Annotated in this window: 26 protein-coding genes; 11 read left to right on the top strand and 15 right to left on the bottom strand. The window is 71.7% G+C overall.

The features are described from left to right. Nucleotides 1–14: 14 nt before the first annotated feature. Nucleotides 15–545 carry a GNAT family N-acetyltransferase gene (locus tag OG439_RS01680; protein ID WP_247063279.1) on the top strand — a complete coding sequence of 177 codons (531 nt, stop codon included), beginning with the start codon at nucleotides 15–17 and terminating at the stop codon, nucleotides 543–545. Nucleotides 546–563: 18 nt separating this feature from the next. Here OG439_RS01680 and OG439_RS01675 read toward each other — a convergent pair whose 3' ends face one another. Together OG439_RS01675 and OG439_RS01670 are read right to left on the bottom strand one after the other, a co-directional pair. Beyond that, nucleotides 564–1,700: a CaiB/BaiF CoA transferase family protein gene (locus OG439_RS01675; protein ID WP_247063278.1), complete on the bottom strand. Its 1,137-nt coding sequence runs from the start codon at nucleotides 1,698–1,700 to the stop codon at nucleotides 564–566. Nucleotides 1,701–1,723: 23 nt separating this feature from the next. Continuing rightward, nucleotides 1,724–2,875, bottom strand: coding sequence for an acyl-CoA dehydrogenase family protein (locus OG439_RS01670; RefSeq protein ID WP_326947569.1), 1,152 nt, complete (start codon nucleotides 2,873–2,875; stop codon nucleotides 1,724–1,726). A 107-nt stretch (nucleotides 2,876–2,982) separates the two neighbouring features. Between OG439_RS01670 and OG439_RS01665 the strand changes: the two genes are divergently transcribed. From OG439_RS01665 to OG439_RS01655, 3 genes are all read left to right on the top strand, one after another. Further along, a complete protein-coding gene (locus tag OG439_RS01665) occupies nucleotides 2,983–3,600 on the top strand; it encodes a TetR/AcrR family transcriptional regulator (RefSeq protein ID WP_247063276.1) in 618 nt (205 codons plus the stop codon). Between the two features lie 81 nt (nucleotides 3,601–3,681). Beyond that, nucleotides 3,682–4,719, top strand: coding sequence for a hypothetical protein (locus OG439_RS01660; RefSeq protein WP_326947568.1), 1,038 nt, complete (start codon nucleotides 3,682–3,684; stop codon nucleotides 4,717–4,719). Nucleotides 4,720–4,812: 93 nt separating this feature from the next. Then, nucleotides 4,813–6,423, top strand: a complete 1,611-nt coding sequence (locus OG439_RS01655; protein ID WP_326947567.1) for a succinic semialdehyde dehydrogenase — start codon at nucleotides 4,813–4,815, stop codon at nucleotides 6,421–6,423. Nucleotides 6,424–6,511: 88 nt separating this feature from the next. Here OG439_RS01655 and OG439_RS01650 read toward each other — a convergent pair whose 3' ends face one another. The 8 genes from OG439_RS01650 to OG439_RS01615 all read right to left on the bottom strand — a co-directional run bounded on the left by OG439_RS01650 (nucleotide 6,512) and on the right by OG439_RS01615 (nucleotide 15,919). Then, nucleotides 6,512–9,544, bottom strand: a complete 3,033-nt coding sequence (locus OG439_RS01650) for a helix-turn-helix transcriptional regulator (RefSeq protein ID WP_326947566.1) — start codon at nucleotides 9,542–9,544, stop codon at nucleotides 6,512–6,514. Between the two features lie 61 nt (nucleotides 9,545–9,605). Beyond that, nucleotides 9,606–9,815 (bottom strand): hypothetical protein, encoded by a 210-nt coding sequence (locus OG439_RS01645; RefSeq protein ID WP_247063269.1) that lies wholly within the window; start codon nucleotides 9,813–9,815, stop codon nucleotides 9,606–9,608. A gap of 193 nt (nucleotides 9,816–10,008) precedes the next feature. Next, a complete protein-coding gene (locus tag OG439_RS01640; RefSeq protein ID WP_247063267.1) occupies nucleotides 10,009–10,224 on the bottom strand; it encodes a DUF397 domain-containing protein in 216 nt (71 codons plus the stop codon). Nucleotides 10,225–10,238: 14 nt separating this feature from the next. Then, a complete protein-coding gene (locus OG439_RS01635) occupies nucleotides 10,239–11,141 on the bottom strand; it encodes a helix-turn-helix domain-containing protein (protein ID WP_247063259.1) in 903 nt (300 codons plus the stop codon). A gap of 379 nt (nucleotides 11,142–11,520) precedes the next feature. Next, nucleotides 11,521–12,417 (bottom strand): acyl-CoA thioesterase, encoded by an 897-nt coding sequence (locus tag OG439_RS01630; RefSeq protein WP_247063257.1) that lies wholly within the window; start codon nucleotides 12,415–12,417, stop codon nucleotides 11,521–11,523. Nucleotides 12,418–12,453: 36 nt separating this feature from the next. Next, nucleotides 12,454–13,878, bottom strand: a complete 1,425-nt coding sequence (gene pyk / locus OG439_RS01625) for a pyruvate kinase (RefSeq protein WP_326947565.1) — start codon at nucleotides 13,876–13,878, stop codon at nucleotides 12,454–12,456. An 83-nt stretch (nucleotides 13,879–13,961) separates the two neighbouring features. Further along, complete coding sequence (locus tag OG439_RS01620; RefSeq protein ID WP_247063254.1) at nucleotides 13,962–14,627, bottom strand: DUF2461 domain-containing protein; 666 nt, start codon at nucleotides 14,625–14,627, stop codon at nucleotides 13,962–13,964. Nucleotides 14,628–14,689: 62 nt separating this feature from the next. Beyond that, nucleotides 14,690–15,919 (bottom strand): glycoside hydrolase family 18 protein, encoded by a 1,230-nt coding sequence (locus OG439_RS01615; protein ID WP_326947564.1) that lies wholly within the window; start codon nucleotides 15,917–15,919, stop codon nucleotides 14,690–14,692. 169 nt (nucleotides 15,920–16,088) lie between these two features. Here OG439_RS01615 and OG439_RS01610 point away from each other — a divergent pair, with 169 nt between their 5' ends. Beyond that, complete coding sequence (locus tag OG439_RS01610; RefSeq protein WP_326951465.1) at nucleotides 16,089–16,391, top strand: ArsR/SmtB family transcription factor; 303 nt, start codon at nucleotides 16,089–16,091, stop codon at nucleotides 16,389–16,391. Here OG439_RS01610 and OG439_RS01605 read toward each other — a convergent pair. Further along, nucleotides 16,388–16,729 carry a winged helix-turn-helix transcriptional regulator gene (locus OG439_RS01605; protein WP_326947563.1) on the bottom strand — a complete coding sequence of 114 codons (342 nt, stop codon included), beginning with the start codon at nucleotides 16,727–16,729 and terminating at the stop codon, nucleotides 16,388–16,390. The genes OG439_RS01610 and OG439_RS01605 overlap by 4 nt on opposite strands. Before the next feature lie 67 nt (nucleotides 16,730–16,796). Here OG439_RS01605 and OG439_RS01600 point away from each other — a divergent pair, with 67 nt between their 5' ends. Together OG439_RS01600 and OG439_RS01595 are read left to right on the top strand one after the other, a co-directional pair. Next, nucleotides 16,797–17,282 carry a group II truncated hemoglobin gene (locus OG439_RS01600; protein ID WP_326947562.1) on the top strand — a complete coding sequence of 162 codons (486 nt, stop codon included), beginning with the start codon at nucleotides 16,797–16,799 and terminating at the stop codon, nucleotides 17,280–17,282. A gap of 51 nt (nucleotides 17,283–17,333) precedes the next feature. Beyond that, complete coding sequence (locus tag OG439_RS01595; RefSeq protein WP_326947561.1) at nucleotides 17,334–18,770, top strand: aromatic amino acid ammonia-lyase; 1,437 nt, start codon at nucleotides 17,334–17,336, stop codon at nucleotides 18,768–18,770. A gap of 80 nt (nucleotides 18,771–18,850) precedes the next feature. On the opposite strand, the gene OG439_RS01590 is transcribed toward OG439_RS01595, so the two are convergent. Then, nucleotides 18,851–19,876, bottom strand: a complete 1,026-nt coding sequence (locus OG439_RS01590; RefSeq protein WP_326947560.1) for a 6-phosphofructokinase — start codon at nucleotides 19,874–19,876, stop codon at nucleotides 18,851–18,853. 289 nt (nucleotides 19,877–20,165) lie between these two features. On the opposite strand from OG439_RS01590, the gene OG439_RS01585 reads away from it, so the two are divergent. Further along, nucleotides 20,166–21,248, top strand: a complete 1,083-nt coding sequence (locus tag OG439_RS01585; RefSeq protein ID WP_326947559.1) for a 3-deoxy-7-phosphoheptulonate synthase — start codon at nucleotides 20,166–20,168, stop codon at nucleotides 21,246–21,248. A gap of 69 nt (nucleotides 21,249–21,317) precedes the next feature. On the opposite strand, the gene OG439_RS01580 is transcribed toward OG439_RS01585, so the two are convergent. Together OG439_RS01580 and OG439_RS01575 are read right to left on the bottom strand one after the other, a co-directional pair. Further along, nucleotides 21,318–21,806, bottom strand: coding sequence for a polyadenylate-specific 3'-exoribonuclease AS (locus OG439_RS01580; RefSeq protein WP_247063239.1), 489 nt, complete (start codon nucleotides 21,804–21,806; stop codon nucleotides 21,318–21,320). Between the two features lie 17 nt (nucleotides 21,807–21,823). After that, nucleotides 21,824–22,585 (bottom strand): lysophospholipid acyltransferase family protein, encoded by a 762-nt coding sequence (locus OG439_RS01575; protein WP_247063237.1) that lies wholly within the window; start codon nucleotides 22,583–22,585, stop codon nucleotides 21,824–21,826. A 211-nt stretch (nucleotides 22,586–22,796) separates the two neighbouring features. Between OG439_RS01575 and OG439_RS01570 the strand changes: the two genes are divergently transcribed. From OG439_RS01570 to OG439_RS01560, 3 genes are read left to right on the top strand one after another with little or no spacing between them, the layout of a single operon-like run. Beyond that, on the top strand, nucleotides 22,797–23,564 hold the full coding sequence (locus OG439_RS01570) for an alpha/beta hydrolase (protein ID WP_247063230.1): 768 nt from the start codon (nucleotides 22,797–22,799) through the stop codon (nucleotides 23,562–23,564). Then, complete coding sequence (locus OG439_RS01565; protein ID WP_326947558.1) at nucleotides 23,561–24,118, top strand: hypothetical protein; 558 nt, start codon at nucleotides 23,561–23,563, stop codon at nucleotides 24,116–24,118. The genes OG439_RS01570 and OG439_RS01565 overlap by 4 nt, the downstream gene beginning before the upstream one ends. 10 nt (nucleotides 24,119–24,128) lie before the next feature. Next, nucleotides 24,129–25,268, top strand: a complete 1,140-nt coding sequence (locus OG439_RS01560; protein WP_326947557.1) for a glutamate--cysteine ligase — start codon at nucleotides 24,129–24,131, stop codon at nucleotides 25,266–25,268. On the opposite strand, the gene OG439_RS01555 is transcribed toward OG439_RS01560, so the two are convergent. Beyond that, on the bottom strand, nucleotides 25,258–26,109 hold the full coding sequence (locus OG439_RS01555; protein WP_326947556.1) for an NUDIX hydrolase: 852 nt from the start codon (nucleotides 26,107–26,109) through the stop codon (nucleotides 25,258–25,260). The two genes, OG439_RS01560 and OG439_RS01555, sit on opposite strands and share 11 nt — an antisense overlap. Nucleotides 26,110–26,154 lie beyond the last annotated feature (45 nt).

Below are 26,154 nucleotides of genomic sequence, written 5' to 3'. Positions count from 1 at the left end.
GATAGGGTCGGCGGATGGACGACGACGTCAGCAGAGTCGTGCTCCGGCCGGTCGCGGAGTCCGACCTCGACCGGCTCGAGCAGCTGACCAACGACCCGGTCGCGGCGGGCGCGCACCAGTGGTTCGGCTGGCACGACCCGGGTTACCTGCGCCGCCGGTGGCGCGAGACCGGGATGCTGAGCGTCGAGACCGGCATGCTGGTGCCCACGCTCGGCGGACGCCTGCTGGGCCTGGTGTCCTGGCACCGCAGCCGCAGCGGGCCGACGTCGTACTGCTGGAGCATCGGGCTGGTGCTGGTCCCCGAGGCGCGCGGCCACGGCCACGGCACGGAGGCCCAGCGCCTGCTCGTCGAATACCTCTTCGCGCACACGCAGCTCAACCGCGTCGAAGCGACGACCGAGGTCGACAACCGCGCCGAACAGCGGGCGCTCGAGAAGGCCGGCTTCACGCGCGAAGGAGTCCTTCGCGGCTACGGCTTCCGAGACGGCCGGTGGCGCGACAACGTCATCTACTCGGTCGTCCGCTCCGATCTGGCACGCGACTAGCTCGCGCGGGACTAGGCGCTAGGCGATCGCCCCGGCCTCCCGAAGGGCCCCGAGGTCCGTGACGCCCAGCTCGGCCAGCACCGCTTCGGTGTCGGATCCCTTGGTGCGCGGGGCTTCCGGCGTTTCCGGCGGCGTCCGGCCGAAGCGCGGCGCCGGGGCCGGCTGGACCAGGCCGCCGATCTCGACGAACGTGCCGCGGGCCGCGTTGTGCGGGTGGCTCGCCGCCTCCTGCGGCGACAGCACCGGCGTCAGGCAGGCGTCGGTGCCGTCCGCGCGGGCGACGAGGTCGTCGCGCGTGTGCTTGCCGATCGCCTCGGCGACGATCTCGCGCAGCTTCGGCCACTGCGTCTTGTCCACGTGCAGCGGCAGTTCGGCCGGGTCGAGGTCGAGGACCTTGACCAGGTCGCCCCAGAACCGCATCTCGATCGCGCCGACGGCGACGTACTTGCCGTCCGCGGTCTCGTAGGTGTCGTAGAACGGGGCGCCGCCGTCGAGCATGTTGTCCCCGCGCCCGCCGCCCCACAGCCCGGCCGCGGCCATGCCGTGCAGGCTGGTGGTGAGCAGCGCGGCGCCGTCGACCATGGACGCGTCGACGACCTGGCCCTCGCCGGAGGTGTTCCGCTCGTACAGCGCGGCGAGGACGCCCATCGCCAGCAGCAGCCCGCCGCCGCCGAAGTCGCCGACGAGGTTGAGCGGCGGCACCGGCCGCTCCCCCGCGCGCCCGATCGGCTCGAGCGCGCCGGAAATGCCGATGTAGTTGATGTCGTGGCCGGCCGCCGTCGCCAGCGGGCCGTCCTGGCCCCAGCCGGTCATCCGGCCGTAGACCAGCCGCGGGTTGCGGGCGTGCACGACGTCCGGGCCCAGCCCGATCCGCTCGGCGACGCCCGGGCGGAAGCCCTCGATGAGGACGTCGGCCGTGTCGCACAGCTTCAGCACCAGCTCGACACCTTCGGGCGTCTTGGTGTTGACGCCGATCGTCCGGCGGCCGCGGGCCAGCGGGTCGACCGGCAGGCCGAGCACGTCCTCCCCCGGCGTCGCGCGGTCCACGCGGACGACGTCGGCGCCGAGGTCGGCGAGGATCATCGTGGCGAACGGCCCGGGCGCGAGCCCGGCCAGCTCGACCACCTTCAGGCCGCTGAGCGGACCTGCCTTCATAGCGTGGTTCCCTTCGGAGCGGCTCAGAGCGAGCGGGAGATGATTTCCTTCATGATCTCGCTGGTGCCGCCGAAGATCCGGGAGATCCGGACGTCGGCCCAGGCGCGCGCGATCGGGTACTCGGACATGTAGCCGTAGCCGCCGAAGAGCTGCACGCAGTCGTCGACCACCTTGTTGACCCGCTCGGTGGTCCACAGCTTCGCCATCGCCGCGCCCTGGACGTCGAGCTCGCCCTTGAGGTGGCGTTCGACGCACTGGTCGAGGAACGCCCGCGCGACAGCGGCCTCGGTGGCGGCTTCGGCGAGCTTGAACTTGGTGTTCTGGAAGGAGAAGATGGGCCGGCCGAACGCCGTGCGCTCCTTCGTGTACTCGAGCGTGAGGTCGACCGCCGCCTCCAGCCCGGCCACCGCCGTGACGGCGATGATCAGCCGTTCCTGCGGCAGCTGCAGCATCAGCTGGATGAAGCCCTGGCCCTCGGCGTCGCCGAGCAGGTTGGCCGCGGGCACGCGGACGTCGTCGAAGAACAGCTCGGCGGTGTCCTGGCCCTTGAGCCCGACCTTGTCGAGCACCCGGCCGCGCCGGAAGCCCGGGGTGTCGGTCTCGACGGCGATCAGCGAGACGCCCTGGGCGCCCGCGTCCGGGTCGGTCTTCACCGCGACGACGACGAGGTCGGCGTGGAAACCGTTGGTGATGAAGGTCTTCGCGCCGTTGATGACGTAGTGGTCACCGTCGCGCACCGCGCGGGTCTTGATGCCCTGCAGGTCCGAGCCGGTGCCCGGTTCGGTCATCGCGATCGCGCCGACCATCTCGCCACTGGCCATCTTCGGCAGCCACTCGCGCTTCTTCTCCTCGGAGCCGTACGCGCTCAGGTAGTGCGCGACGATTCCGTTGTGGACGGTCACGCCCCACGCGCTGTCGCCGGAGCGGGCCTGCTCCTCGTAGAGCACGGCCTCGTGCGCGAACGTGCCGCCGCCACCGCCGTACTCCTCGGGGATCGACAGGCAGAGCAGGCCGACCTCGCCCGCCTTGTTCCACAGCTCGCGGTCGACCTTCTTCTCCGCCGCCCAGCGCTCCTGGTTCGGGACGAGCTCCTTCTGCATGAACGACCGCGAGAGCTCGCGGAGGTCTTCGAGCTCGGTCGTGCTCCAGGAGCTCTTCGGGAGTTTCAGCGGCACGGGGACCCTCCTGCGGGACGAGTGCTGGAAAACATGACGGTCAGCATGTAAGTTCTCTTCGGAATGTACATCCGTTCAGGCCGGTAGGTAAAGCAGGGGAGGCCGGAGTGACCGAGACGGGTCACCGCACCCAGGCGCAGCGGCGGGAGCAGACCCGCACGGCGCTGCTCGACGCCACCATCGACTGCCTGGTGGACCTCGGGTACGCGCGCACGTCGGTCCAGGAGATCTGCGCCCGCGCGGGCGTGTCGAAGGGCGCGGTGCAGCACCACTTCACCGCGAAGGCCGAGCTGATGGCGGCCGCCGTCGAACACCTCACGAACCGGCTGCGGAGCCAGCTCGCGGCGTCGCTGGACCGGCTGCCCAGCGGCGGCACCGGCGTCGCCGCCGCGATCGACCTGCTCTGGACCGGCTACTCCGGCACGCTCTCGACCGCCGTCACCGAGCTGTGGGTCGCCGCCCGCACCGACCCCGAGCTGCGCGCGGCCATCCGCCCGGTCGACCGCGCGCTCGGGCGCGCCACGCTCGAGCACGTCACCCAGGTCGCCGGCGAGCTCCCGCCCGAACGCGCGGAGATGCTGTTCTGGCTCACCGTGAACCTGACCCGCGGGCTGGCGCTGGACGCCGAGCTCGGCGGCGACCCGAAGCGGCGCCGCCAGCTCCTGGAGGAGTGGAAGCGGATCGCCGTTCTGCTCTACCAGGACGCCACCACTGCGCCGAGCTGACCAGCGCGGCGCACCAGTGTCACTTGACCCCTTATCCCGCAGGCCGATTCGTGGTCCAATCGCCGGAAAGAGGGAGAATCGATGACCCCCAGCGCGCCGCCGCCCCACCCTCAGCAGCCGTACCCGTACGGCCCACCACAGATGCAGCCGCCGCGGCCGCCGTCAGCGTCGCCGTCCGCCGATCCCGGCGCGCTCTTCCGGCTGATCGCCGGGTTGTTCGGCGCGCTCGCCGCGGTCCTCGTGCTGGTCGGGTCGTTCCTGCCGCAGACGACGTTCGAGCAGATCGTCAGCGGCAAGACCGAGAGCAGCCAGACGATCAGCGCGTGGTCGCGGTCCTTCGACATCGAGCCCAGCCCCGACGCGCAGAAGTTCTACGAGAGCACCCACGTCGCGCACTACGGCATCCCGCTCTCCGTCGGCGCGGTGGTGCTGCTGGCCGGCGCTGCGCTGGCGCTGCTCGGCGTCCGCCGGTCGGCGAGCCCCGGCACGCGGACGGGCGCGCGGACGGCGTTGCTCGTCGGCGGCGCGGGCGTGGCCGCGGCGGTGTGGATGCTCGGCATGGACGTCTCGGCGACCCTGAGCTACGAGTCCGACGACGACTCGATCAAGTCGCACTACACGACCGGGACCGGGTTCTGGCTGCTGCTCGGCGGCGGAGCGCTCGCGGTGGTCGTGCTGGCGTTCGCCCTGCTGGCCGGCCGGCGCGCGACGGCACCCGCCGGTCCACCGGCGAACCTGCACGGCGGGCCGGGCTACCCGCAGCAGCAGTCGCGGCCGTACCCGGTCGGGCCGCAGCAGTCGGGCGGCTACCCGGGTTCGTCGCCGTACCCGGGACAGCAGCCTTACGGCGGCCCGCAGCAGCAGGCGTATCCCGGTCAAGGCCCGCAGTCCCAGCCGTTCCCCGCACAGGGGCCGCCGTCCCAGCCGTTCGCCACCCAGGGCCCGCCGTCACAGCCATTCCCGTCGTCACAGCCGTTTCCGGCGCAGCCTTTGTCGTCGCAGCAGCCCGCCGACGGCTACGAGGCGACGCAGGCCCAGCCGCATCGGGACGAGCCGCCGGCGGCGCCGACGACCGAGCCGACCTACCAGCTCCCGCCGCTGAACCCGCCCAAAACATGAAATAGATTCACATCGAGCTGGACAGCCGACGTACCGACGGTATGCTGTACTCGTCGGTAACCCCTGCGCGTCGCCGCGCGGAACGGAGACGTCATGACCAGCACGACCCCCGCGAACCCGGTCCACGACACCGCGCTCCCGCCGACCGTCGGCGGGGTCGCCGGTGCGCCGGCCGCGGCCCGGGCGGCCCAGCTCGTCGCCCGGGTGGCCGGCGGCGCGGACTCGGCCCCGATCCGGATGACCGCGCCCTTCACCGGGCAGCCGATCACGACCCTGCCCCAGGCCACCGACGCCGACGCCCGCGCCGTGTTCGCCGCCGCGCGGACGGCACAGCGGGCGTGGGCGGAGCACTCCCCCGCCGAGCGCGCCCGGGTGCTGACCAAGCTGCACGACCTGGTGCTGGCCAAGCAGGACGAGGTCCTCGACCTGGTCCAGGTCGAGGCGGGCAAGGCCCGGCTCGACGCGTTCGACGAGGTGAGCGCGACCGCGCTGGTCGCGGCCTACTACGGCAAGCACGCCGCGAAGATCCTCGCCCCGCGCCGCGTCGCCGGCGTCATCCCCGGCCTGACCCGCGCCGGTGAGCTGCGGCACCCCAAGGGCGTCGTCGGCGTCATCTCGCCGTGGAACTACCCGCTCGCGCTGACCGCGATGGACGTCTTCCCGGCACTCGCGGCCGGCAACGCCGTCGTACAGAAGCCGGACAACCAGACCGCGCTTTCCGCGCTGTGGCTGCACGAGCTCGCCGAGGAGGCCGGGCTGCCGGCCGGGACCTGGCAGATCGTGCTCGGCCGCGGCTCGAAGATCGGCACTGCGCTGGTCGAGGAGTCGGACTACCTGTGCTTCACCGGGTCCACGCCGACCGGCAAGGAGCTGGCCGGGCAGGTGGCGAAGCGGCTGACGTCGTACTCGCTCGAGCTCGGCGGCAAGAACCCGATGATCGTGCTGCCCGACGCCGACGTCGCGAAGGCCGCGACGGGCGCGGTGACCGCGTGCTTCTCCTCGGCCGGGCAGCTGTGCGTGTCGGTCGAGCGGATCTACGTCCACGAGTCGATCCGCGAGGAGTTCACCCGCGCGTTCGTGGCCCGCACCGCCGCGGTGAAGCTGGGCGGCGCGCTGGACTACCACGCCCAGATGGGCTCCCTGACGTCCGAAGACCAGCTCGAGACGGTGTCCGCGCACGTCGAGGACGCCCGTGCGAAGGGCGCGTCCGTGCTCACGGGCGGCCGCGCCCGGCCCGACCTCGGCCCGCTGTTCTACGAGCCGACCGTCCTTTCCGGCGTCACCGCGGAGATGGTGCCGTTCGCCGCGGAGACGTTCGGGCCGGTCGTCTCGATCTACGGCTACACCGACGTCACCGAGGCCATCGACCGCGCCAACGACACGCCGTTCGGGCTCAACGCCAGCGTCTGGTCGCGCAACGGCCACGCGGGCTGGGAGGTCGCGGCCCGGCTCAAGGCGGGCACGGTCAACGTCAACGAGGGCTACGCGGCGACGTTCGGCAGCGTCGGCGTCCCGATGGGCGGCATGAAGGACTCGGGCGTCGGCCGCCGCAACGGCGCCGAAGGCCTGCTGAAGTACACGGAGTCTCAGTCGATCGCGCTACAGCGTGGCCTGGCCCTGCGCCCACCGCGCGGAATCTCGGGTTCCCTGTGGTCCCGCGGCATGACGCTGGGCCTGAAAGCCCTCCGCCGCCTCCCCCGCTGACCCGTAACTCGCGTGATCCGGGCCGGATCTCGCGTGATTGAAGCCGTGACGGCCCCGATCACGCGAGTTCCGGCTTCAATCACGCGAGTTACGCGTTTTGGCCTGCGGTGGGGGCTGTGAGCAGGCCTCGGTCGTAGGCGATCGCGACCGCTTCCGCGCGGCGGCTCGCGCCGAGTTTCGCCATCACCCGGGACAGGTGGACGCTGACCGTCTTCTCGCTGATGTACAGCTCTTCGCCGACCTGGCGGTTCGTGCGGCCCAGGGCCACGCGCTCGAGGACGTCGCGCTCGCGGTCGGTCAGCGGGTCGACGACCGCGCGGGCCGGGGCCGCCGGTTCGACGCCCGGCAGGTCCACCCGCGCGCGGTGCGCGAGGTCGCGGACGGCGTCCCGCAGCGGGATCGCGCCCAGCCGGGTCGCCACCGCGTGGGCCGCTTCCAGGGCGGTCCGGGCCTGGTCGACGTCGTCGGCCAGCAGCAGGGCTTCCGCCTCGTGCCGGCGGCAGATCGCCTGCTCGTACACCGCGCCGTAGCCGAACGCGGCCGCCGCGGCCGCCCACTTCTCCGGGTCGCCCTTGCCGCTCAGGCCGGACGCCGCCGCTTCCAGCCGGGCCAGCCAGGCCCGGCCTTCCGGCCCGAGCGTCCCCGAGCGCGGCTGCCCGACGATCGCGCACATCCGGCCGTGCGCCAGCATCCGCTCCCCCGCCGCCAGCGCGGCGTCGACGGCCGCCGCGTCGCCGCGGATCCGGGCCTCGGCGGCCAGCGCGGCCGCGGCGGTCGTGCCGAGCGCGGCCACCCGGATGCCGGGCAGCAGACCGGGTTCGATCCGTTCGAGCCAGCCGATGAGGTCTTCCGCCTGCTTCACCGCGGCTTGGTGATCACCACGCCAGTAGGCCAGCTCGATGCCGGCGTCCCCGGCGGACAGCGGGATCTGCATGTCCGCCGTCCAGTGCTGCCGCAGCCCGGCGACGAGCTTCGCGGCCTCGTCGAACCGGCCGCGGGCGACGACGAACAGCGACCAGATGGCGAGGATCCGCGCGGCGACCGCGCCGGACACCCCGCGCCCGGCGCGGCCGGCGCTCTCGTCCGGCCAGTCGCCCATCAGGTACCGCAGGGTCATCTGCCGCGCCCGCAGCTCCAGGCCGTAGACGCTCCAGCTGAGCCCGGACTCCTCGGCCCGGGCGAACCCGCGTGAGGCGTGTTCGAGCGCCTCGGCGAACTCGGCCTGGTCGTCGTGGCTCAGCGCGAGGAAGTAGGTCGCGCGGATCTCGGTGTTCAGCGCCCCGGAGTCACGCGCCTTGCGCTCGGCCTGGCGCAAACGTTCGCGGGCCTCCGCGGCGTCGCCCGCCGAGTCGGCCAGCGTGCCCAGGGTGACCAGCGCCGACGCCTCCGCCCCGGCCGCGTCGACCTCCTGCGCGTCGGCGACCGCGGTGAGCGCGCTGTCCAGCGCCGCGTCCGGCTGGTCGAGCAGCCGCAGGAACCCGGCGCGGCTGGCCAGCACCCACGCGCGGGTGCCGCTGGGTTCGGTGTCCTTGACCAGGTCCCACGCGCGGTCGATCGCCGCGACGGCCTCGTCGAGCGTGCCTTCCAGCGCCAGCAGCGCTTCCGCCAGCCGCCGCCACGTCTTCGCCGCGCTGTCGGCCGGGCTGTCGGCGGTCAGGGCCTGGGTGGCCGAGCGGGCGAACGCGGCGGCCCGCTCGGGCTCGCCGGACGTGCCCGCGAAGTACGACGCCTCGTGCAGCAGCCGCAGCTCGTCGAACCCCTCGGGCCGGTCGGCGGCCGGGACGGCGTCCCAGATGGACAGTGCCTGCTCGACGTGCCGCAGCGCCGACCCGGGCGCGCCCAGCTTCTCGGCCTCGTCCATCGCGCGCAGCAACGCCGGCAGCGCGGTGACCAGGTCGCTGCTCTGCATCGAGTGGTAGGCCAGCTTCGCGTCGTGCCCGCGACCCTGCGGCCGCGACCGGATCCGCGTCGCGTAGGCCGCGTGCGTGCGCGAGCGCTCCCCCGGCAGCAGGTCGCCGTACACCGCTTCCTGCAGCAACGCGTGCCGGAACCAGTAGGCGCCGTCCGGCATCACCACCAGCACGTGGTGCTGGACGGCCTCGCGCAGCGCTTCGTCCAGCTCCAGCTCGCCGAGCGCGGAGATCTCGGCGAGGGCCGCGTGCATCACCGGCTCGTTCGCCACCGATACGACGCGCACGACGCGACGGGCGTCCGGCGAGAGCCGCTCCAACCGGGAGAGCAGCACCTCGGCCAGGCCCGCGGGCAGGTCGTTGCACTCGGTCTTGGTGGCGAGCAGCTCCTCGGCGAAGAACGGGTTGCCCTCGGAGCGGCTGACGATGTCGGCGACGACATCCGCCGGGAGCGGCTCGTCGGCCAGCGCCTCGACGAACGTGCGCGCGTCGGCGGTGCCGAACGGCTGCAGGTCCACGCGCTCGACGGTGGCGAGCCGGAACAGCTCAGAGAGGAGGCCGCGCAGCGGGTGGCGCCGGTGGACGTCCTCCTCGCGGTAGCTGCCCACGACCAGGAGCCGTTGCGCGCGCAGCCGGCTGAGCAGGAACGAGAGCAGGTTGCGGGTCGAGGCGTCGGCCCAGTGGAGGTCCTCCAGCAGGATCACCACCGGCCGGGACTCGGCGATCTCGGTCAGCACCCCCAGTACCGCGTCGAACAACTGCAGCTGACCGAGATCCTGCTCCGGCCGGGGACGCACCATCGTCTCGCGGTCGTTCGAGGTCATCGGGGCGTGCTCGGCCGCCCGGGGCTCCTCGAGGCCCTGGCCCTGCGGCAGCAGCCGGCCGAGCGCGGGCCGGGCCCGCACGGCGGCGGCGATCGCCGGTTCCGTCGCGGTGCCGAGCGGGGCGAGCGCTTCGGCGAAGGGAAGATAAGGAAGACCGCCTTCGCGGACGTCGATGCAGCGTCCGGTGAGCACCAGCGCACCGGACGCGGCGACGTGCTCGGCGAGCGCGGTCAGCAGCCGGGTCTTGCCGACCCCGGCGTCCCCCGAGAGCAGCGCCGCGCCGGCTTCGCCCCGGTCGGCCCGGGCGAAGGCGGCGCGGAGCCGCCGCATCTCGTGGGTACGGGCGACGAGCGGGATTCCGGAGCCGAGTCGGGGCACAAGCAGCATTGTTGCTCACCCCACCGACAAGTTCCGCACGCTTATCGCCTTGGACACCATCACCCGCCCCTTACCGGGCGGTCTCGCCGACGGCCGCGGTCTCCCGCGACACCTCCCGGCGCTCCTGCGCCGGCACGTCGACGACGCTGCGCCCGGCCCGCACGTGGCGGACGGCGCGGCGGGCGCGGGCGGCCCAGGCGCTGCGCCCGGCCTTGTGGAGTTCCTCGGCCCGGTAGGCCGCTTCGGCCCGGACCGCGTCCAGAAGCAGATCGCTGTGCATCGTGTTCACCTTGTTCCTGAGGTCACCGGTTGGTAGCACTCAGAGTCGTCCTGAGGGGATCCCTCAGGCATCGGGTGATCACGTACCCCTGACGCGCAAAGACCCCTTACTCCCGGCCGAGCCCAGCTCGGCGGGGGTAAGGGGTCTTCGAAACCGCCTCAGTCTTCGAAACGCCTCAGTCTTCGAGATCGCCTCAGTCGCGCGCGGGGCCGTCCGGCCGCACCGCGGCCAGCAGCCCCCGCCAACCCGACGCGGGCAGGCGGAAAGCACCACCTTCGGGGTCTTTCGAGTCGCGCACCGCGGCACCCCCGGCGACGAACGCGACCTCGACGCAGTCGTTGCCGCCGCCGCTGTGGCTGCTCTTGCGCCACCGCGCGCCGGAAAGCTCTCCGGAAAGCTCGGATTCCATGGTCCCCAACTCCCTCACTGTGTCCTCGGATCCAGATGGTGCACTGCCGCCGGAACGGCCGCCCGTTCGGCGAACCGTCCGGCCGCCTCGGCGATCAGCTCCACCGAGTCGTCCGGTTTGAGTGCCGCCGCGCGCAGATGGTCGAACATCAGCCCGTAGCGCCGGACGTCTGTGGGTTCCTCCAGGTAGAGGCCGCTGGACGTGCTGTCGTCGACGTAGACGACGTCCGGGTCGGCCTGCTCCGGGAACCCCATGATCAGGAACGGGCCTTCCATCCCGGGGTGCGCGCCGGCGTGGAACGGCACCACCTGGATGGTCACGTTCGGCTTCTCGGCGACGGCGACCATCCGGTAGAGCTGCTCGGCCATCACCTCGGGGGTGTCGACGACCCGGTGCAGCACGGCCTCGTCGATGACGGCCCAGTACTCCGGCGGCGGCGTGTCCGACAGCAGCTCCTGCCGCGCCATCCGCGCGGCGATGCGGCGGCGGATCTCGGCTTCCTCGGCGTCCGGGCGCAGGGCCCGGATCACGGCGCGGGCGTACCGCTCGGTCTGCAGCAGGCCCGGCACGAGCAGGGCCTGGAACGCGCGCAGCGAGCTCGCGTCGGCTTCGAGCCCGACGAATGTGCCGGTGAAGACCTCGTTGTAGGCGTGCCACCAGCCGCGCTTGCGGGCTTCGCGGGCCAGCTGGACGAGCGCCTCCTGCTCGTCGCCGATGATCCCGTAGAGCGCCAGCATGTCCCGCGCGTCACGCGGGGTGACCCCGACGTGGCCGGTCTCGATCCGGCTGATCTTCGACGCCGAGCACTCGAGCTTCTCACCGACCTCGTCGATGGTGAGGTCCGCGGCCTCGCGGAGCCGGCGCAGCTCGCCGGCGAGCCTCCGGCGGCGAACCGTGGGGCTCTGTCCCCTGGCCATTCGGCACCTCCGGATGTCGACGGCGTCGTAGCCGTTCGCTTGCTCCCAGTATCTAACCAGGACAGTGGAGCATTAACACCGCACCGATTCCCGACCCGTCGCGCGCGTCGAACCTGCAATTTGCAGAATGCTCTTGTATCCTCGCACTCTGCACTGCGACAGGACGCGGCACGGGCCCGGGTCGTTCGGCCCTCAGGCCCGGTCCGGCCTGTTGAGCAGCGTAGACGATGACTTCGCGGTCCGCCGCGTGGTCATTCGGAGAAGGGGTCCGGGGCCGTCCCCCGATCGGTCCCGGCCCCCTTCCCCGCCCCGAATGCCCCATTCCGACGATGAATACGCCGACTATTTGTCGCCCGTAAGGGTGATTTCCCGTCCGCGTTCAGAGGACGCGCAGGAGTCCTTCTTGGACGACCGTGGCGATGAGGGTGCCGTCCGCGCCGAAGAACCGGCCGGTGGCCAGACCGCGCGCTCCGGAGGCGGTCGGTGACGCGCTGTCGTAGAGGAACCACTCGTCGGCGCGGAAGGGCCGGTGGAACCAGAGCGCGTGGTCGAGGCTCGCGCCGAGCACCTTGTCGGTGTCCCAGTAGACGCCGTGGCGCGCGAGGACCGAGTCCAGCAGCGTCATGTCGGAGGCGTAGGTCAGCACGCACACGTGCAGCAGCTGGTCGTCGCCCAGCTTGCCGTCGGCCCGCATCCACACCTGGTTGCGGGCGGGCGGCTCGCCGGTCTGGCGGGTGACCCACGGCGGGTCGTTGACGTAGCGCAGGTCGATCGGCCGCGGCCGGCTGTGCGCGCCGATCGCGTAGCCCTCGGCGCGTTCCATCAACGTCGGCAGCGACTCCGGCGCGGGCACGCCCTCCGGCATCGCCTCGGCGTGGTCGATGCCCGATTCGTCCTTCTGGAAGGACGCCGAGAGCGAGAAGATCGCCTTGCCGTGCTGGATCGCCACGACCCGGCGGGTGGTGAACGAGCGGCCGTCCCGGATCCGGTCGACCTCGTAGACGATCGGCACGCTCGGGTCGCCGCCGCGGATGAAGTACGCGTGCAGCGAGTGGACCCGGCGTTCGTCGGGCACCGTGCGCCCGGCCGCGACCAGCGCCTGCCCGGCCACCTGCCCGCCGAACACGCGGACCGGCGAGTGGGCGGGCGAGACGCCGCGGAAGAAGTTCTCCTCGAGCTTCTCGAGGTCGAGCAACGCCACCAAGCGGTCCAGCACCGGCTGGCCGCCACCCGGGATCTCCAGCTCGGTGGCGGCCGCTCTGGCCATTTCAGTCATGGCCAGACCCTATGTGGTCGACGTCCCCGACGTCCCTTACGCGTGGTCGTCTTCACCAAGGCGGTGGACGTGGATCAGGTTGGTCGACCCGACGGTGCCCGGCGGGGAGCCGGCCACGATGACGACCAGGTCGCCCTTCTGGTACTTGCCCATCTCCAGCATCGAGTGGTCGACCTGCTGGATCATCTGGTCCGTGGACTCCACCCGCGGCACGATCTGGGTGGTGGTGCCCCAGGTCATCGAGAGCTGGCTGCGGACGCAGTCCTCGGGCGTGAACGCCAGCAGCGGCAGCCGCGTGTGCAGCCGGGCCAGGCGGCGCACGGTGTCGCCGGACTGAGTGAAGGCGACCAGGGCCTTCGCGTTGAGCCGCTCGCCGATGTCGCGGGCGGCGTAGGAGATCACGCCGCGCTTGGTGCGCGGGACGTGCGTCAGCGGCGGGACGACCGGCGAGTCGGTCTCGACCGCCTCGATGATCCGGCCCATCGTCTGGACGACCTCGATCGCGTACCGGCCGACACTGGTCTCGCCGGACAGCATCAGCGCGTCGGCGCCGTCGAGGACGGCGTTCGCGACGTCGGAGGCCTCGGCGCGGGTCGGCCGGGAGTTGTTGATCATCGACTCGAGCATCTGCGTCGCGACGATGACCGGCTTCGCGTTCTCGCGGCAGATCTGGATGGCGCGCTTCTGGACCAGCGGGACCTGCTCCAGCGGCAGCTCGACGCCGAGGTCGCCGCGGGCGACCATCACCGCGTCGAAGGCCAGCACGATGGCTTCGAGGTTGTAGACGGCCTCGGGCTTCTCGATCTTCGCGACGACCGGCAGCCGGCCCTTGCCGACGCGGTCCATCACCTGGTGGACCAGGTCGATGTCGGCCGGCGAGCGGACGAAGGACAGCGCGATGAAGTCGACGCCCAGCTCGAGCGCGAACTCGAGGTCCTCGATGTCCTTCTCGGACATGGCCGGGACGGAGACGTCCATGCCGGGCAGCGAGACGCCCTTGTTATTGCTGACCGGGCCGCCTTCGGTGACCTCGCAGACCACGTCCTGGCCGTCGACCTCCTTGACCACCAGGCCGACCTTGCCGTCGTCGACCAGCAGGCGGTCGCCGGGCTTGGCGTCCTTGGCCAGGCCTTTGTAGGTCGTGGAGACCCGGTCGTGGGTGCCGGCGACGTCCTCGACGGTGATCCGGACGATGTCGCCGGTGTGCCACTCGACCGGCCCGCCGGCGAAGGTGCCGAGGCGGATCTTCGGGCCCTGCAGGTCGGCGAGGATGCCGACCGCCCGGCCGCTCGCGGCGGCGGCGTCCCGGATCAGGTCGTAGACCTGCTTGTGGTCGCCGTGGCTGCCGTGGGAGAAGTTCATCCTCGCCACGTCCATGCCCGCGTCCACGAGTGCCCGCATCTTCTCCGGGGTGGCGGTGGCGGGGCCCAGGGTACAAACGATCTTCGCGCGTCGGCTCACGTTCGCATAGCGTAGACCCTGTCGGCGCGTTCGTCTGTACCGATCCCGAAAAGTTCAGAGAAACGGTTCAGAAACCCTGGGGGTCAGCGGCGCGGCTGCTCACTGGGTCCGACCCGGTCACGGGCCCATTCGTTGAACTCGCGCAGCTGCCGCCACGACTTCCGCACCCGGTCGAGGGCACCGCGCTCGTGCAGGACGTCGTCCGGCTCCCAGGTGCGCACCGCGTACACCGAGCGGTAGCGCAGCAGGTCGAGGCGCGGGTGCTCGGCGTCGAAACCGCGCGGCTTCGACTTCAGCCGGTCGCCGGCGACCGTCCAGCCGGCGCGCTCGAGCTTCTTGATGATCTTCTGGAGCGCCTCGCCGTGCAGGTCCGTGTCGACGGCCTGGCGGAACCGGGCGAGCTGGTCGGACGCGAGGTGGAAGCACCCGCCGCCGACGCGCAGGCCGTCCGGCCCGACCTCGACGTAGTAGGCGCCGCCGCCGCGGCCCTGTTCGAGCACGCCGCCGCAGTGGGTCTTGTAGGGCGTCTTGTCCTTGGCGAACCGGACGTCCCGGTACGGGCGGAACACCTTGGGCTCGCCGAGGCCGTCGCCGAACTCGCCCTTGAGCTCGTCGAGCAGGGCCTCCATCGGCGCCCGGACGTCGGCCTTGTAGACGTCGACGTGGTCGTCCCAGTAGGGCTTGGAGTTGTCCTCGACGAGGCCGTCGAAGAAGTCGACGGCGTACTCGCCGAATCCGCTGAACGTCACGGCGGGAACGATAATCGGGGGGACCGACGGTTTCCCGCCGGTCCCCCCGCTGTCGAAGCCCCTTACTTCGCGACGGCCGTGATCAGCTCGCCGTTGGTGGTGTCACCCGAGAGCTCCCAGAACATCGCGCCGCCGAGGCCCTGGGTCTTGGCGTAGCTCACCTTGCCCGCGATGGTCGAGGGGGTGTCGTAGCTCCACCAGTTGCTGCCGCACTTGGCGTACGCGGTGCCCGCGACGGTGCCGGTCGCCGGGCAGGACGTCTTCAGCACCTTGTAGTCCTCGATGCCCTGCTCGTACTTGCCGGGCGCCGGGCCGGTCGCGGTGCCGCCCGGGGCGGCCTGGCTGACGCCGGTCCAGCCGCGGCCGTAGAACCCGATGCCCAGCAACAGCTTGCCCGCCGCGACGCCCTTGCTCTTGAGCTTCTGGATCGCGGCGTCGGAGTAGAAGCCGGCGGTCGGGATGCCCGAGTAGCTGTTCAGCGGCGAGTGCGGGGCCGTCGGGCCCTGCGCGGCCCAGGCGCCGAAGTAGTCGTAGGTCATCACGTTGTACCAGTCGACGTACTGCGCGGCGCCCGCGTAGTCGGCGGCGTCGATCTTGCCGCCGCTGGTGCCGTCGGCCGTGATCGCCGCGGTGACGAGCTTCGAGGAGCCGAACTTGGCGCGCAGCGCGGCCATCACGTTCTTGTACGCGGCGGCCCCGCTGGTGTCGCAGGTCAGGCCGCAGGCGTTGGGGTACTCCCAGTCGATGTCGATGCCGTCGAAGACGCCGGCCCAGCGCGGGTCGTTGACCAGGTTGTAGCAGGAGTTCGCGAACGCCGTGGGGTTCTTCGCGGCCTGCGCGAACCCGCCCGACCAGGTCCAGCCGCCGAACGACCAGATCACCTTCAGGCCGGGGTGCTTGGCCTTGAGCTTCTTGAGCTGGTTGAAGCTGCCGGCGAGGGGCTGGTCCCAGGTGTCGGCGACGCCGTCGACGCTGCCCGCGGCGTCGTAGGTCTTCTGGTAGTCGGCGTAGGCGTCGCCGATCGCGCAGCCGCCGTTGGTGACGTTGCCGAACGCGTAGTTGATGTGCGTCAGCTTGCTCGCCGAGCCCGACGTCTCGATGTTCTTGACGTGGTAGTTGCGGTCGTAGACCCCCCATTCGGTGAAGTAGCCGACCACCTTGCCGACGGAGGCTTCGGTCGCGGCCGTCGCGGTGGCGGTGACGGCGGGGACCGCCGAGCCGGCCGCGATGAGACCCGCGGCGGCCGCCAGGGTCAGCAGCGCAGAGAAGCTCTTCCTGCGGAAACGGGACATGCCTTCTCCCTCGGAGAATTACTGACAACCAATGGGGACAACGTGGTGGAGACCACACTTACCGTAAGTGGACTAGACCACTAGGTCAATGGTTCAGACCAGCTGCCCGACGAGAGTAGGTGCGCATTCCTTGACAGGCATATGCCTGCCGGGGCACATTTCCGGGGTGATGCAGACCTTCGACGTCCTCGCCGAACCCCGCCGGCGCACCATCCTCGACCTGCTCCGGGACGGCGAACGCTCGGTCGGCGAGCTCGTCGAGGAGCTGGCCCTCAGCCAGCCCGCGGTGTCCAAGCACCTGCGGGTCCTGCGCGAAGCGGGGCTCGTGACGGTCCGGATCGCGGCCCAGCGCCGGTGCTACGCGCTGCGCCCGGAACCGCTCGCCGAGGTGGACGCCTGGCTCGCCCCCTACCGTCGCTTCTGGACGGACCGCCTCGACGCGTTGGAGCGACGGCTGGACGAGACGCCCTAGCCCGCCGGCGGCGGCTCGAACGTGATGCCCGCGGCCGCCGCGCGGCGCTCGCCCCACTCGTAGAGCGCCGTGAGCGCCGGGCGCAGCTCCTCCCCCACCGCCGTCAGGTGGTACTCGACGTGCGGGACGCGGCCGGCGCGTTCCTCGCGGCGGACGATGCCGTCCGCCGCCAGCTCGCGCAGCTGCTGGGTCAGCATCTTCTCGCTCACCCCCGGCATCCGGCGGCGCAGCTCGCCGTAGCGGTGGGCGCCCTCCTTGAGGTGCGCGAGGATCACCGGCTTCCACTTGCCGCCGATCAGGTCGACCGCCAGCTCCGTCGCGCAGTGGTAGCGCTTCATCCCGTTCCCCCTGCGCACCGGAAAGTACGTGGTTGCCCGACCGGGCCGCCGCTGGTTGCCTTGCCCGGTGATCGTGCCAGAAAACCCGCCCGCCACGCCCACCCTCTACGAGTGGGCGGGCGGCCACGAAGCCCTCGTGAAGCTCCTCACGATCTTCTACGGCCACGTCCTCGAAGACCCGCTGCTCGAGCCCGTGTTCCGGCAGATGGACCCGCAGCACGCCGAGCACGTCGCGGTCTGGCTCGGTGAGGTCTTCGGCGGCCCGGCCGCCTACTCGGCCGGCCACGGCGGGCACGCCCACATGATCGGCCGCCACCTCGGGCGCGGCATCACCGAGCCGCAGCGCCGCCGCTGGGTCACGCTGCTGCTCGACGCCGCCGACGAGGCCGGCCTGCCGGGCGACCCGGAGTTCCGCGCCGCGTTCGCCGGCTACCTCGAGTGGGGCAGCCGGCTGGCCGTGATCTTCTCCGCGCCCGGCGCCGAGCCGAACCTGCACGAGCCCGTCCCGCACTGGGACTGGCCGATGCCGCCCTGGCCGCCCGCGCCGTCCTAGCCCCACCGGCGTCCTAGCCGCATAGTGAGGGCAGTCGAAAGGAGGCTGCCCTTGATCCGGGTGGACGGTCGGACCCTGCGGTGCGCGGACGTCGTGACGGCGGCGCGCACCGAGGGACCGCTGGGTATCGACGTCTCGATCGCCGCGCTGCGCGGCGCCGAGCACGCCTGGAAGCTCGCCGAGGAGCTCAGCACGCGGCGGGTGGTCTACGGCCGGACCACCGGCGTCGGGGCCAACAAGGACGACACGGTCACGAGCTCGAAGGAACACGGGCTGCGCCTGCTGCGCAGCCACGCGGGCGGCAGCGGCGACCCGATGCCGCCCGGCCAGGTCCGCGGGATGATGCTGATCCGGCTCAACCAGCTCCTCGCGGGGCGGTCCGGGATCAGCCCCGAGCTGATCGGCGCGCTGGCCGAGGCCGTCCGCACCGGCGCGCTACCGCTGGTGCACCGGCTCGGTGCGATCGGCACCGGCGACCTGGCGCCGCTGGCCGAGACGGCGCTGGCGCTCACCGGCGAACGCGACTGGCTCACCGGGCACGTCCCGCCGGTACCGGTGGTCGCGGGCGACGCGCTGGCGTTCATGAGCAGCAACGCCGCGACGCTGGCCGAGGCGACCTTGGCCGCGATGCGGCTGGACACCCTGACCCGGGCCAGCCACGCCATCGCCGCGCTGACCTACATCGCGCTCGACGGCAACCCCGAGGCGTACGCGACACCGGTGCACGAGGCGCGCCCGCACGCCGGGCAGGTCGCCTGCGCGGCGGAGATGCGGCGGCTGCTCGGCATGCACCAGACGCCGAAGCCGGGGCGGCGGATCCAGGACCCGTTCGGGCTGCGGGCGTTCCCGCAGGTCCAGGGCCCGGCACTGGACGCGATCCACTACCTGCGCGACGTGCTGGCCGTCGAGATCAACGCGAGCACCGAGAACCCGATGATCTCGACGGTGCACGGCGACGCCTACCACCACGCGCACTTCCACACGGCGTACGTGTCGACGGCCCTGGACCAGGCCCGCGCGACCGTGCACCAGGTGGCGGAGCTGTCGGTGGCACGCCTCGGCGACCTCGTCGAGCCGGAGTTCACCGGCCTGCGCCCGTTCCTGGCGGCCGGCCCGGCGGGCAGCTCGGGCGTGATGATCCTGGAGTACGTGGCGCACGACGCGCTCACGGAGCTGCGTCAGGCGGCGCTGCCGGCGACGCTCGGCACGGCCGTCGTGTCGCGCGGCATCGAGGACCACGCGAGCTTCTCGACCCAGGCGGCCCGCGCGGCGACGGCGGCTTGCACGTCGTACCAACAGGTGCTGGCCTGCGAGCTGGTCGCGGCGGTCCGCGCGCTGCGGATGCGGGACGCCGACCTGGTCGACCTCCCGGTCCGCGACGCCTTCGACGTCGCGTCCGAGGTCCTGGACGAGAGCACCGACGACCGCCCGCTGACCGACGACATCGCCCGCGCGATCACGGTCCTGGACACCCTGGCCCGCATCTAGCGCCCGCATCCGAAAGCCGTGAAGGCCTCCTTCCCGGCCATAAGAGCCGGTAAGGAGGCCTTCACGGACGAACAGGCTGCTCAGCCGAAGAAGACTTCGGCCTCTTCGTAGCGCTCGGTCGGGACCGTCTTCAGCTCGGCGGTCGCCTCCGAGAGCTTCACGCGGACGATGTCGGTGCCCTTCAGGGCGACCATGACACCGAAGTCGCCGTCGGCCACCGCGTCGACGGCGTGCAGGCCGAAGCGGGTCGCGAGCACGCGGTCGTACGCGGTCGGCGTGCCGCCGCGCTGGACGTGGCCCAGCACGACCGCGCGGGACTCCTTGCCGGTGCGCTTCGCGATCTCGTCGGCCAGCCAGGTGCCGATGCCGCCGAGGCGGACGTGCCCGAAGGCGTCCTTCTCGCCGGTGAGCAGGCTCTCCTCGCCGCCCTCGGGCAGCGCGCCCTCGGCCACGACGATGATCGGCGCGAACTCCTTCTCGAAGCGGCGCTCGACCCAGGAGACGACCTGGTCGACGTCGAAAGCCCGCTCCGGCACCAGGATCACGCTGGCGCCGCCGGCCAGGCCGGAGTGCAGCGCGATCCAGCCGGCGTGCCGGCCCATGACCTCGACGACCAGCGCCCGGTGGTGCGACTCGGCGGTGGTGTGCAGCCGGTCGATCGCCTCGGTCGCGATGGAGACCGCGGTGTCGAAGCCGAACGTGTAGTCGGTGGAGCCCAGGTCGTTGTCGATCGTCTTGGGCACGCCCACGACGCCGACGCCGTCGTCGGTCAGGCGCTTCGCGACGCCGAGGGTGTCCTCGCCGCCGATCGCGATCAGCGCGTCGACGCCCTGCTCGGCGAGGACCTTCTTGATCTGCTCGACGCCGCCCTCGACCTTGTACGGGTTGGTCCGCGACGAGCGCAGGATCGTGCCGCCACGGGTCAGGATGTCCTCGACGTCGTTCAGGCCGAGCGGGCGGCTGTCGCCCGTCAGCGGGCCGTTCCAGCCGTTGCGGAAGCCCACGAAGTCCCAGCCGTGCACCTCGATGCCCTTGCGGACCACCGCGCGGATGACCGCGTTGAGACCCGGGCAGTCGCCGCCGCCGGTCAGCACACCGACACGCATGAGAATCCTCCGTTTGTGTTCGCTGGAGATGACAGTCACATTTCGCCAGGGCCAAGCGTAGCTGGCTTCGTCTGGATCGGTGCAGCCCGTACCACCTGCCGAATCGGTCCGCGCCGTCGTTGTGCTAACTTGGTCACGTGCAGCGCTATTACTGGTTTACGAAGCCGGCCCCGGGTGGGCACGGCGGCGTGAACCTGCGCTGACCTCCACCCCCGAGCCGGATTCTCCTACCGGCTCGGCGAGGGTCCCCCGCGCGGGTCGGTGTCCATCAGGAAGGAACACCCCCGCCATGACGCTCTCCGCAGGCCCGGCCGCCATCGGTGACCTCGACGCCGCGCGCACCACGTCGATCAGTCCGCTCATCTCGCCCGCCATGCTGCGCGAGGATCATCCGGTCGACGCCGCCGTCGCGAAGGTCGTGCAGCACGGACGCGCCGAAACCGTCGACATCCTCGAAGGCCGCGACGACCGGCTGCTCGTCGTCGTCGGCCCGTGCTCGGTGCACGACCCCGAAGCCGCCCTCGACTACGGCCGCCGTCTCGCCGAGAAGGCCGAAGAGCTGCGCGGTGAGCTGCACGTCGTGATGCGCGTGTACTTCGAGAAGCCGCGCACCACGCTGGGCTGGAAGGGCCTGATCAACGACCCGGACCTCGACGGCACCTTCGCCGTCAACAAGGGCCTCCGGATGGCGCGCCGGCTGCTGCTCGACGTCTCCGAGCTGGGCCTGCCGGTCGGTTGTGAGTTCCTCGACCCGATCACGCCGCAGTTCATCGCCGACATCGTCACGTGGGGCTCGATCGGCGCGCGGACCGCGGCCAGCCAGGTGCACCGCCAGCTGTGCAGCGCGCTGTCGATGCCGGTCGGCATCAAGAACTCCACCGAGGGCGACGTCCAGGTCGCGGTCGACGCGACCCGCGCGGCCGCGGCGAGCCACGTGTTCCCCGGCATCAACACCGACGGGCTGGCGGCGCTGCTCACGACGTCGGGCAACCCGGACTGCCACGTGATCCTGCGCGGCCACGCGGGCGGCCCCAACTACGACGCCGAAACGGTCACCGACACCCTGGCCCGGCTGGCGAAGTCGGGCCTGCCGGAGCGCGTGATCATCGACGCGAGCCACGGCAACAGCGGCAAGGACCACATCCGCCAGGCGGCGGTGGTCCGCGAGCTGGCGGCGCGGATCGGTGCGGGCGAGCGCGGCATCGCCGGCCTGATGATGGAGAGCTTCCTCGCGGGCGGCCGCCAGGAGCTGGACCTGGGCCACCCCGAGCAGCTGACCTACGGCCAGTCGATCACGGACGCCTGCATGGCCTGGGACGACACCGCTCCCCTGCTGGACGAGCTGGCCGAGGCGGTCCGGGCGCGCCGCTGACAGTCCGTGAATGCCACATCCAGGGACGCTATGTCCCTCGATGTGGCATTCACGGCCTTCCAGCAATCCTCAGCGGCGGGGGAAGTACGACTCGATGACGTCCCAGCGGGCCAGGTTGTGCTTGGCGTCCGCGAGGGCGTCGTGCTGGTCGGTCGGGGCCGCCGGGAGCTTCGGCTTGCCGGCGTCCTCCCAGCGCTGACGCAGGTCGCGGGTGAACCGCGGCAGCTGTCGCGGCAGGGCGGGCATCGGGCCCCACAGCTGCGCGAGCGCGACGTGGTCGTAGGCGGCGAACCAGGCCCACAGCTCGATCCCGCCCGGTGGCTTCCCGAAGAACTCCAGCAGGTCGGCGCGGATCTTCTCGCGGCTGCGCCAAGCCGGGTCGGCGGGAGAGGGCAGCTTCGGCAGCACGTTGTCGCGGACCCACGCCCCGGCACGAGCCGGGTCGAAGTCCGTGGAGACCGCGTAGAACTCGCGGCCACGCTCGTCAACGACACCGATCGACACCAGGTCGATCGTCACGCCGTCCTCGATGAACTCGGTGTCGTAGAAAAAACGCACCGGTGAACCCTAGTGGGCTAGCCGACCTTGCTGTCGGGCACCCGGGTCGCGTCCCGCGCGGTGGGCTGCGCCGGCACCTTCGGCTTGGCTCCGGCGGCCTCCGCGGCGAGCAGTTCCTTGGCCTTCGCCGCGTAGATGTCGACGTACTCCTGGCCGGACAGCTCCATCAGCGCGTACATGATCTCGTCGGTGATCGACCGCTCGATGAAGCGGTCGCCCGCGAGTCCCTCGTAGCGGGAGAAGTCCAGCGGCTTGCCGAAGCGGACCTCGAGGCGGCGCGGCCACCACATCTTCGAGCCGATCGGGTTGACCTTGTCGGTGCCGATCATCGCCACCGGGACGACGACGCCGCCGGAGTCCAGGGCGATCCGGGCGACGCCGGTCTTGCCCTTGTACAGCCGGCCGTCCGGGGAGCGGGTGCCCTCGGGGTAGATGCCGAGCAGGTGACCGGCCTTGACCAGCCGGGTCGCGGTGTCGAGCGCGGCCTGGGCCGCGTTGCCGCCCGAGCGGTCGATCGGGAACTGGCCGACGCCGGTGAAGAACCACTTCTTGAGCAGGCCCTTGAAGCCCGGCTCGGTGAAGTACTCGGACTTGGCCGGGAAGGTCACCTTGCGCTTGACCCGCAGCGGCATGAAGAACGAGTCGGCGACCGCGAGGTGGTTGCCCGCGAGGATCGCGCCGCCGGTCTCGGGGATGTTCTCCGCCCCGACGACCTTGGTCGGCCACAGCGTCTTGAGCAGCGGACCGATGAACACCCACTTCATGAGCCAGTACAGCACCGGTGCCTCAGTCCTCCATCGCAGCTCAGCCCCTGTCACCCGCGTCGACCAGACTACGAAGCCGGGTGGCCTCCGCACAACGGCGACCACCCGGATACCCGCCGGGCAGCGATCGATCTCACAGAGAATTACGGGTCCGGGCGGACCCCCACAACGCCCTCGACCCGTGAGAGCATGGACGGTCTACACCGCTCACACGGAAGGCGATCGCATGGGCGTGCTCGCCGGCGCGGAACCGTTCGGCCACACCGGTTCGGCCGAGACCGGGTTCCTGCTCTGCCACGGGTTCACCGGTACCCCCGCGAGCATGCGGGCCTGGGGGGACCACCTCGCCGAGGCCGGGTTCACCGTGCGCTGCCCGCTGCTGCCGGGCCACGGCACCCGCTGGCCCGACCTCAACCGCACGACGTGGCAGGACTGGTACGGCGCGATCCGCGAAGCGCTCCTCGAGCTGCTGTCGACGTGTAGGACGGTCTTCGTCGGCGGGCTCTCGATGGGTGGGACGCTCACGCTGCGCCTGGCCGAGGAGTTCGGCGACCGGATCGCCGGGATCGTCCTGGTCAACCCGTCGGTGACGCGGCTGAAGTGGGACACGAAGCTGCTGCCCGTGCTGGGCAAGATCGTGCCTTCGGTGCCGGCGATCGCGAACGACATCAAGAAGCCGGGCGAGACCGAGCTGGCCTACCCGCGGACTCCGGTGCGGGCCGCGGCGAGCCTGGCGAAGCTGTGGGCGCTCGTGCGCGCCGACCTGCCGAAGGTGACGCAGCCGGTGCTGCTGCTGCACTCGGCGGTCGACCACGTCGTCGAGCCGGAGAACTCGCGGCTGGTGCTGGCCGGGATCTCGAGCGCCGACGTCACCGAAGTCGTGCTGGAGAACAGCTATCACGTGGCGACCCAGGACAACGACGCGGAACTGATCTTCACCCGCAGCGTCGAGTTCGCGAAGGCGCACGCCGGGCAAGCGGAGGAGACCGCATGAGCCGAGGGAAGGACGGGCCGGAGGACGTCGACGCGACGTTCGCCGAGATCGTCGCCGACCTGCGGGCCGGCGGGTTCGGGCTGCCCGAGCTGGACACCGCCGACACCGCGGACAACGCCGACAGCGCCGGTGGTGCCGCCGGCAGTGCCGCGGGCCGCGGGGTGGCCGAGGAGAGCGAGCCTCGCAAGGCCCCGGACCGGCCGGCCGAGCCGAAGCCGCCCGCCGCGGCCGACCCGCCGGACACCGGCTGGCGGTCGGGCGGCACCACGTGGGACAGCACGATGTTCTCCGACGACCCGGCGGCGGACGACGAGCACTTCGTCCCGCCGGACCCGCCGCCGTTGCCGCGGCCGAAGATGGGCGCGTTCCTCATCCTGCTGCTGTTCCTGGCCGGGCTGTTCCTGCTGATCCTGCCCGGCGTGATCGGCGTGGGCCCGACGGTGGCGACCCCGCTGGGCATCCTCGCGCTGGCGACGTCGATCGCGTTGCTGCTGCTCCGCGTCCGGCAGGGGCCGCCGCCGGGCGCCGACCCGAGCACCGGCGCGCAGGTCTGACCGGACGTCGATGACCATCGAATTCACGCCTTCGCGGCGCTCCACCGTCGGCGTGGAGTGGGAGCTGGGCCTGGTGGACCGGCGCAGCGGCGACCTGTCCTCGACCGCCGAGCGGATCCTCGACGCCGTGCGCCCGGACGGCGAAGCCGAGCACCCGAAGATCAAGCAGGAGCTGCTGCTCAACACCATCGAGATCATCACCGGCGTCTGCGAGACGATCGGCGAGATCAAGGCGGACCTCAACGAGTCGCTCGACGTCGTGCACGGCGTCGCCGACCCGCTCGGCGTCGAGATGTTCTCGGCCGGCACGCACCCGTTCTCCAACTGGTACCAGCAGAAGGTCACCGACAAGGCGCGCTACGCCAAGCTGATCGACCGCACCCAGTGGTGGGGCCGGCAGATGCTGATCTACGGCGTCCACATCCACGTCGGGCTCGACCACCGCGAGAAGGTCCTGCCGGTGCTCGACGCGCTGCTCAACTACGCGCCCCACCTGCAGGCGCTGTCGGCGTCGTCGCCGTACTGGGGCGCCGAGGACACCGGGTACGCGTCGAACCGCGCGCTGATCTTCCAGCAGCTGCCGACCGCCGGGCTGCCGTTCCAGTTCCGGAAGTGGGCCGAGCTCGAGAACTACGTCGACGACATGTTCACCACCGGCGTGATCGACAGCTTCTCGGAGATCCGCTGGGACATCCGGCCGTCACCGCAGCTGGGCACGATCGAGATGCGGGTCTGCGACGGCCTGCCGACGCTGGAGGAGGTCGGCGCGATCGCGGCGCTGACCCAGTGCCTGGTCGACGACTTCAGCGAGCGCCTCGACGACGGCGAGATCCTGCCGTCACTGCCGCCGTGGCACGTCCAGGAGAACAAGTGGCGCGCGGCGCGCTACGGCACCGACGCGATCGTCATCCTGGACGCGGCCGGGCGCGAGCGGCTGGTCACCGACGACGTCGCCGACCTGCTGGACCGGCTGCAGCCGGTGGCGCGGCGGCTGGGCTGCGAGGCCGAGCTGCGCGACGTCGAGACGATCCTGGAGTACGGGCCGAGCTACCAGCGGCAGCGGGCGGTCGCGACGCGGCACAAGGGCAGCCTCAAGGCCGTCGTCGCGTCGCTGGTCGCGGAGATGCGCGACGGGATCCTCAAGGATTGAGCCGGTCCAGCTGGGTCCGGAGCGTGCCGGGGCCCATCGCGGACGCGCCGAGCGCTTCGACCCGGCCACGCAGCTCGCGGTCGGCCGTCGCGACGAGGACCTTCGCCTCGCGGTGCTGCCCGGCGACCTCGACGATCTTCGTGTCGCCGTCGGTGTCGGCCGGCACGACCTCGACGCCCTTCGCCGGCTGCACCCCGCCGGCCTTGCCCTCGACCACCAGGATCACCCGCGGCCACCAGGTCAGCGCGGGATCTTCGGGGTCTTCGAGGCCGGTTTCGGCGAGCCGGGTGAGCTGGTCGCGCAGGCGCTCGGTGGCGCCGTGGCGGTCGCGCCACCAGCCGTCCGGCCGCGAGCCGACGACGTTGGCCGCGTCGACGACCAGCACCAGCTCCTGCCCGACCCGCGGCCGCAGCGCCGGCCAGGCCGCCGCGAAGTCGCGGTGCAGCCGGAAACCCGGGACGTCGTCGGGGTCCACCCAGCGCACCTCCGCACTTTCGGGGTTCGCGACCTTGGCGTCGATGTCGCCGGCCAGCGCGAGAACGGTCGTGTAGCTCCAGTCGCCATGGTCCACCACGGAGGCGGAAAGCGCCCGGAACGCGTCGGCGGGGATCGCCGCCTCTTCGAAGGCTTCCCGCGCCGCGGCCCCGACGGCGGTCTCCCCCGCCTCGATAGCCCCGCCGGGCAAGGCCCAGGTACTGCCGTTGTGCACCCACCAGGCCCGGCGCTGCAGCAGCACCCCGCGAGCCGGATCGAAGAGCAGCAACCCGGCGGCCCCGTACCGCCCCCAGTGCAGCCGCCCGCAGGAACACCGGACGAACACACTCGCGGACGGCAGGCTCACCCCATCCACCTTGGCACACTCGCCGACGGAGTCCACGGAACGGAC

This window comes from Amycolatopsis sp. NBC_01307, from assembly GCF_035975215.1.
Lineage (GTDB): Bacteria > Actinomycetota > Actinomycetes > Mycobacteriales > Pseudonocardiaceae > Amycolatopsis.
Note: the sequence above shows the minus strand (reverse complement) of the source record. Positions and strands in the feature narration are given on the sequence as shown.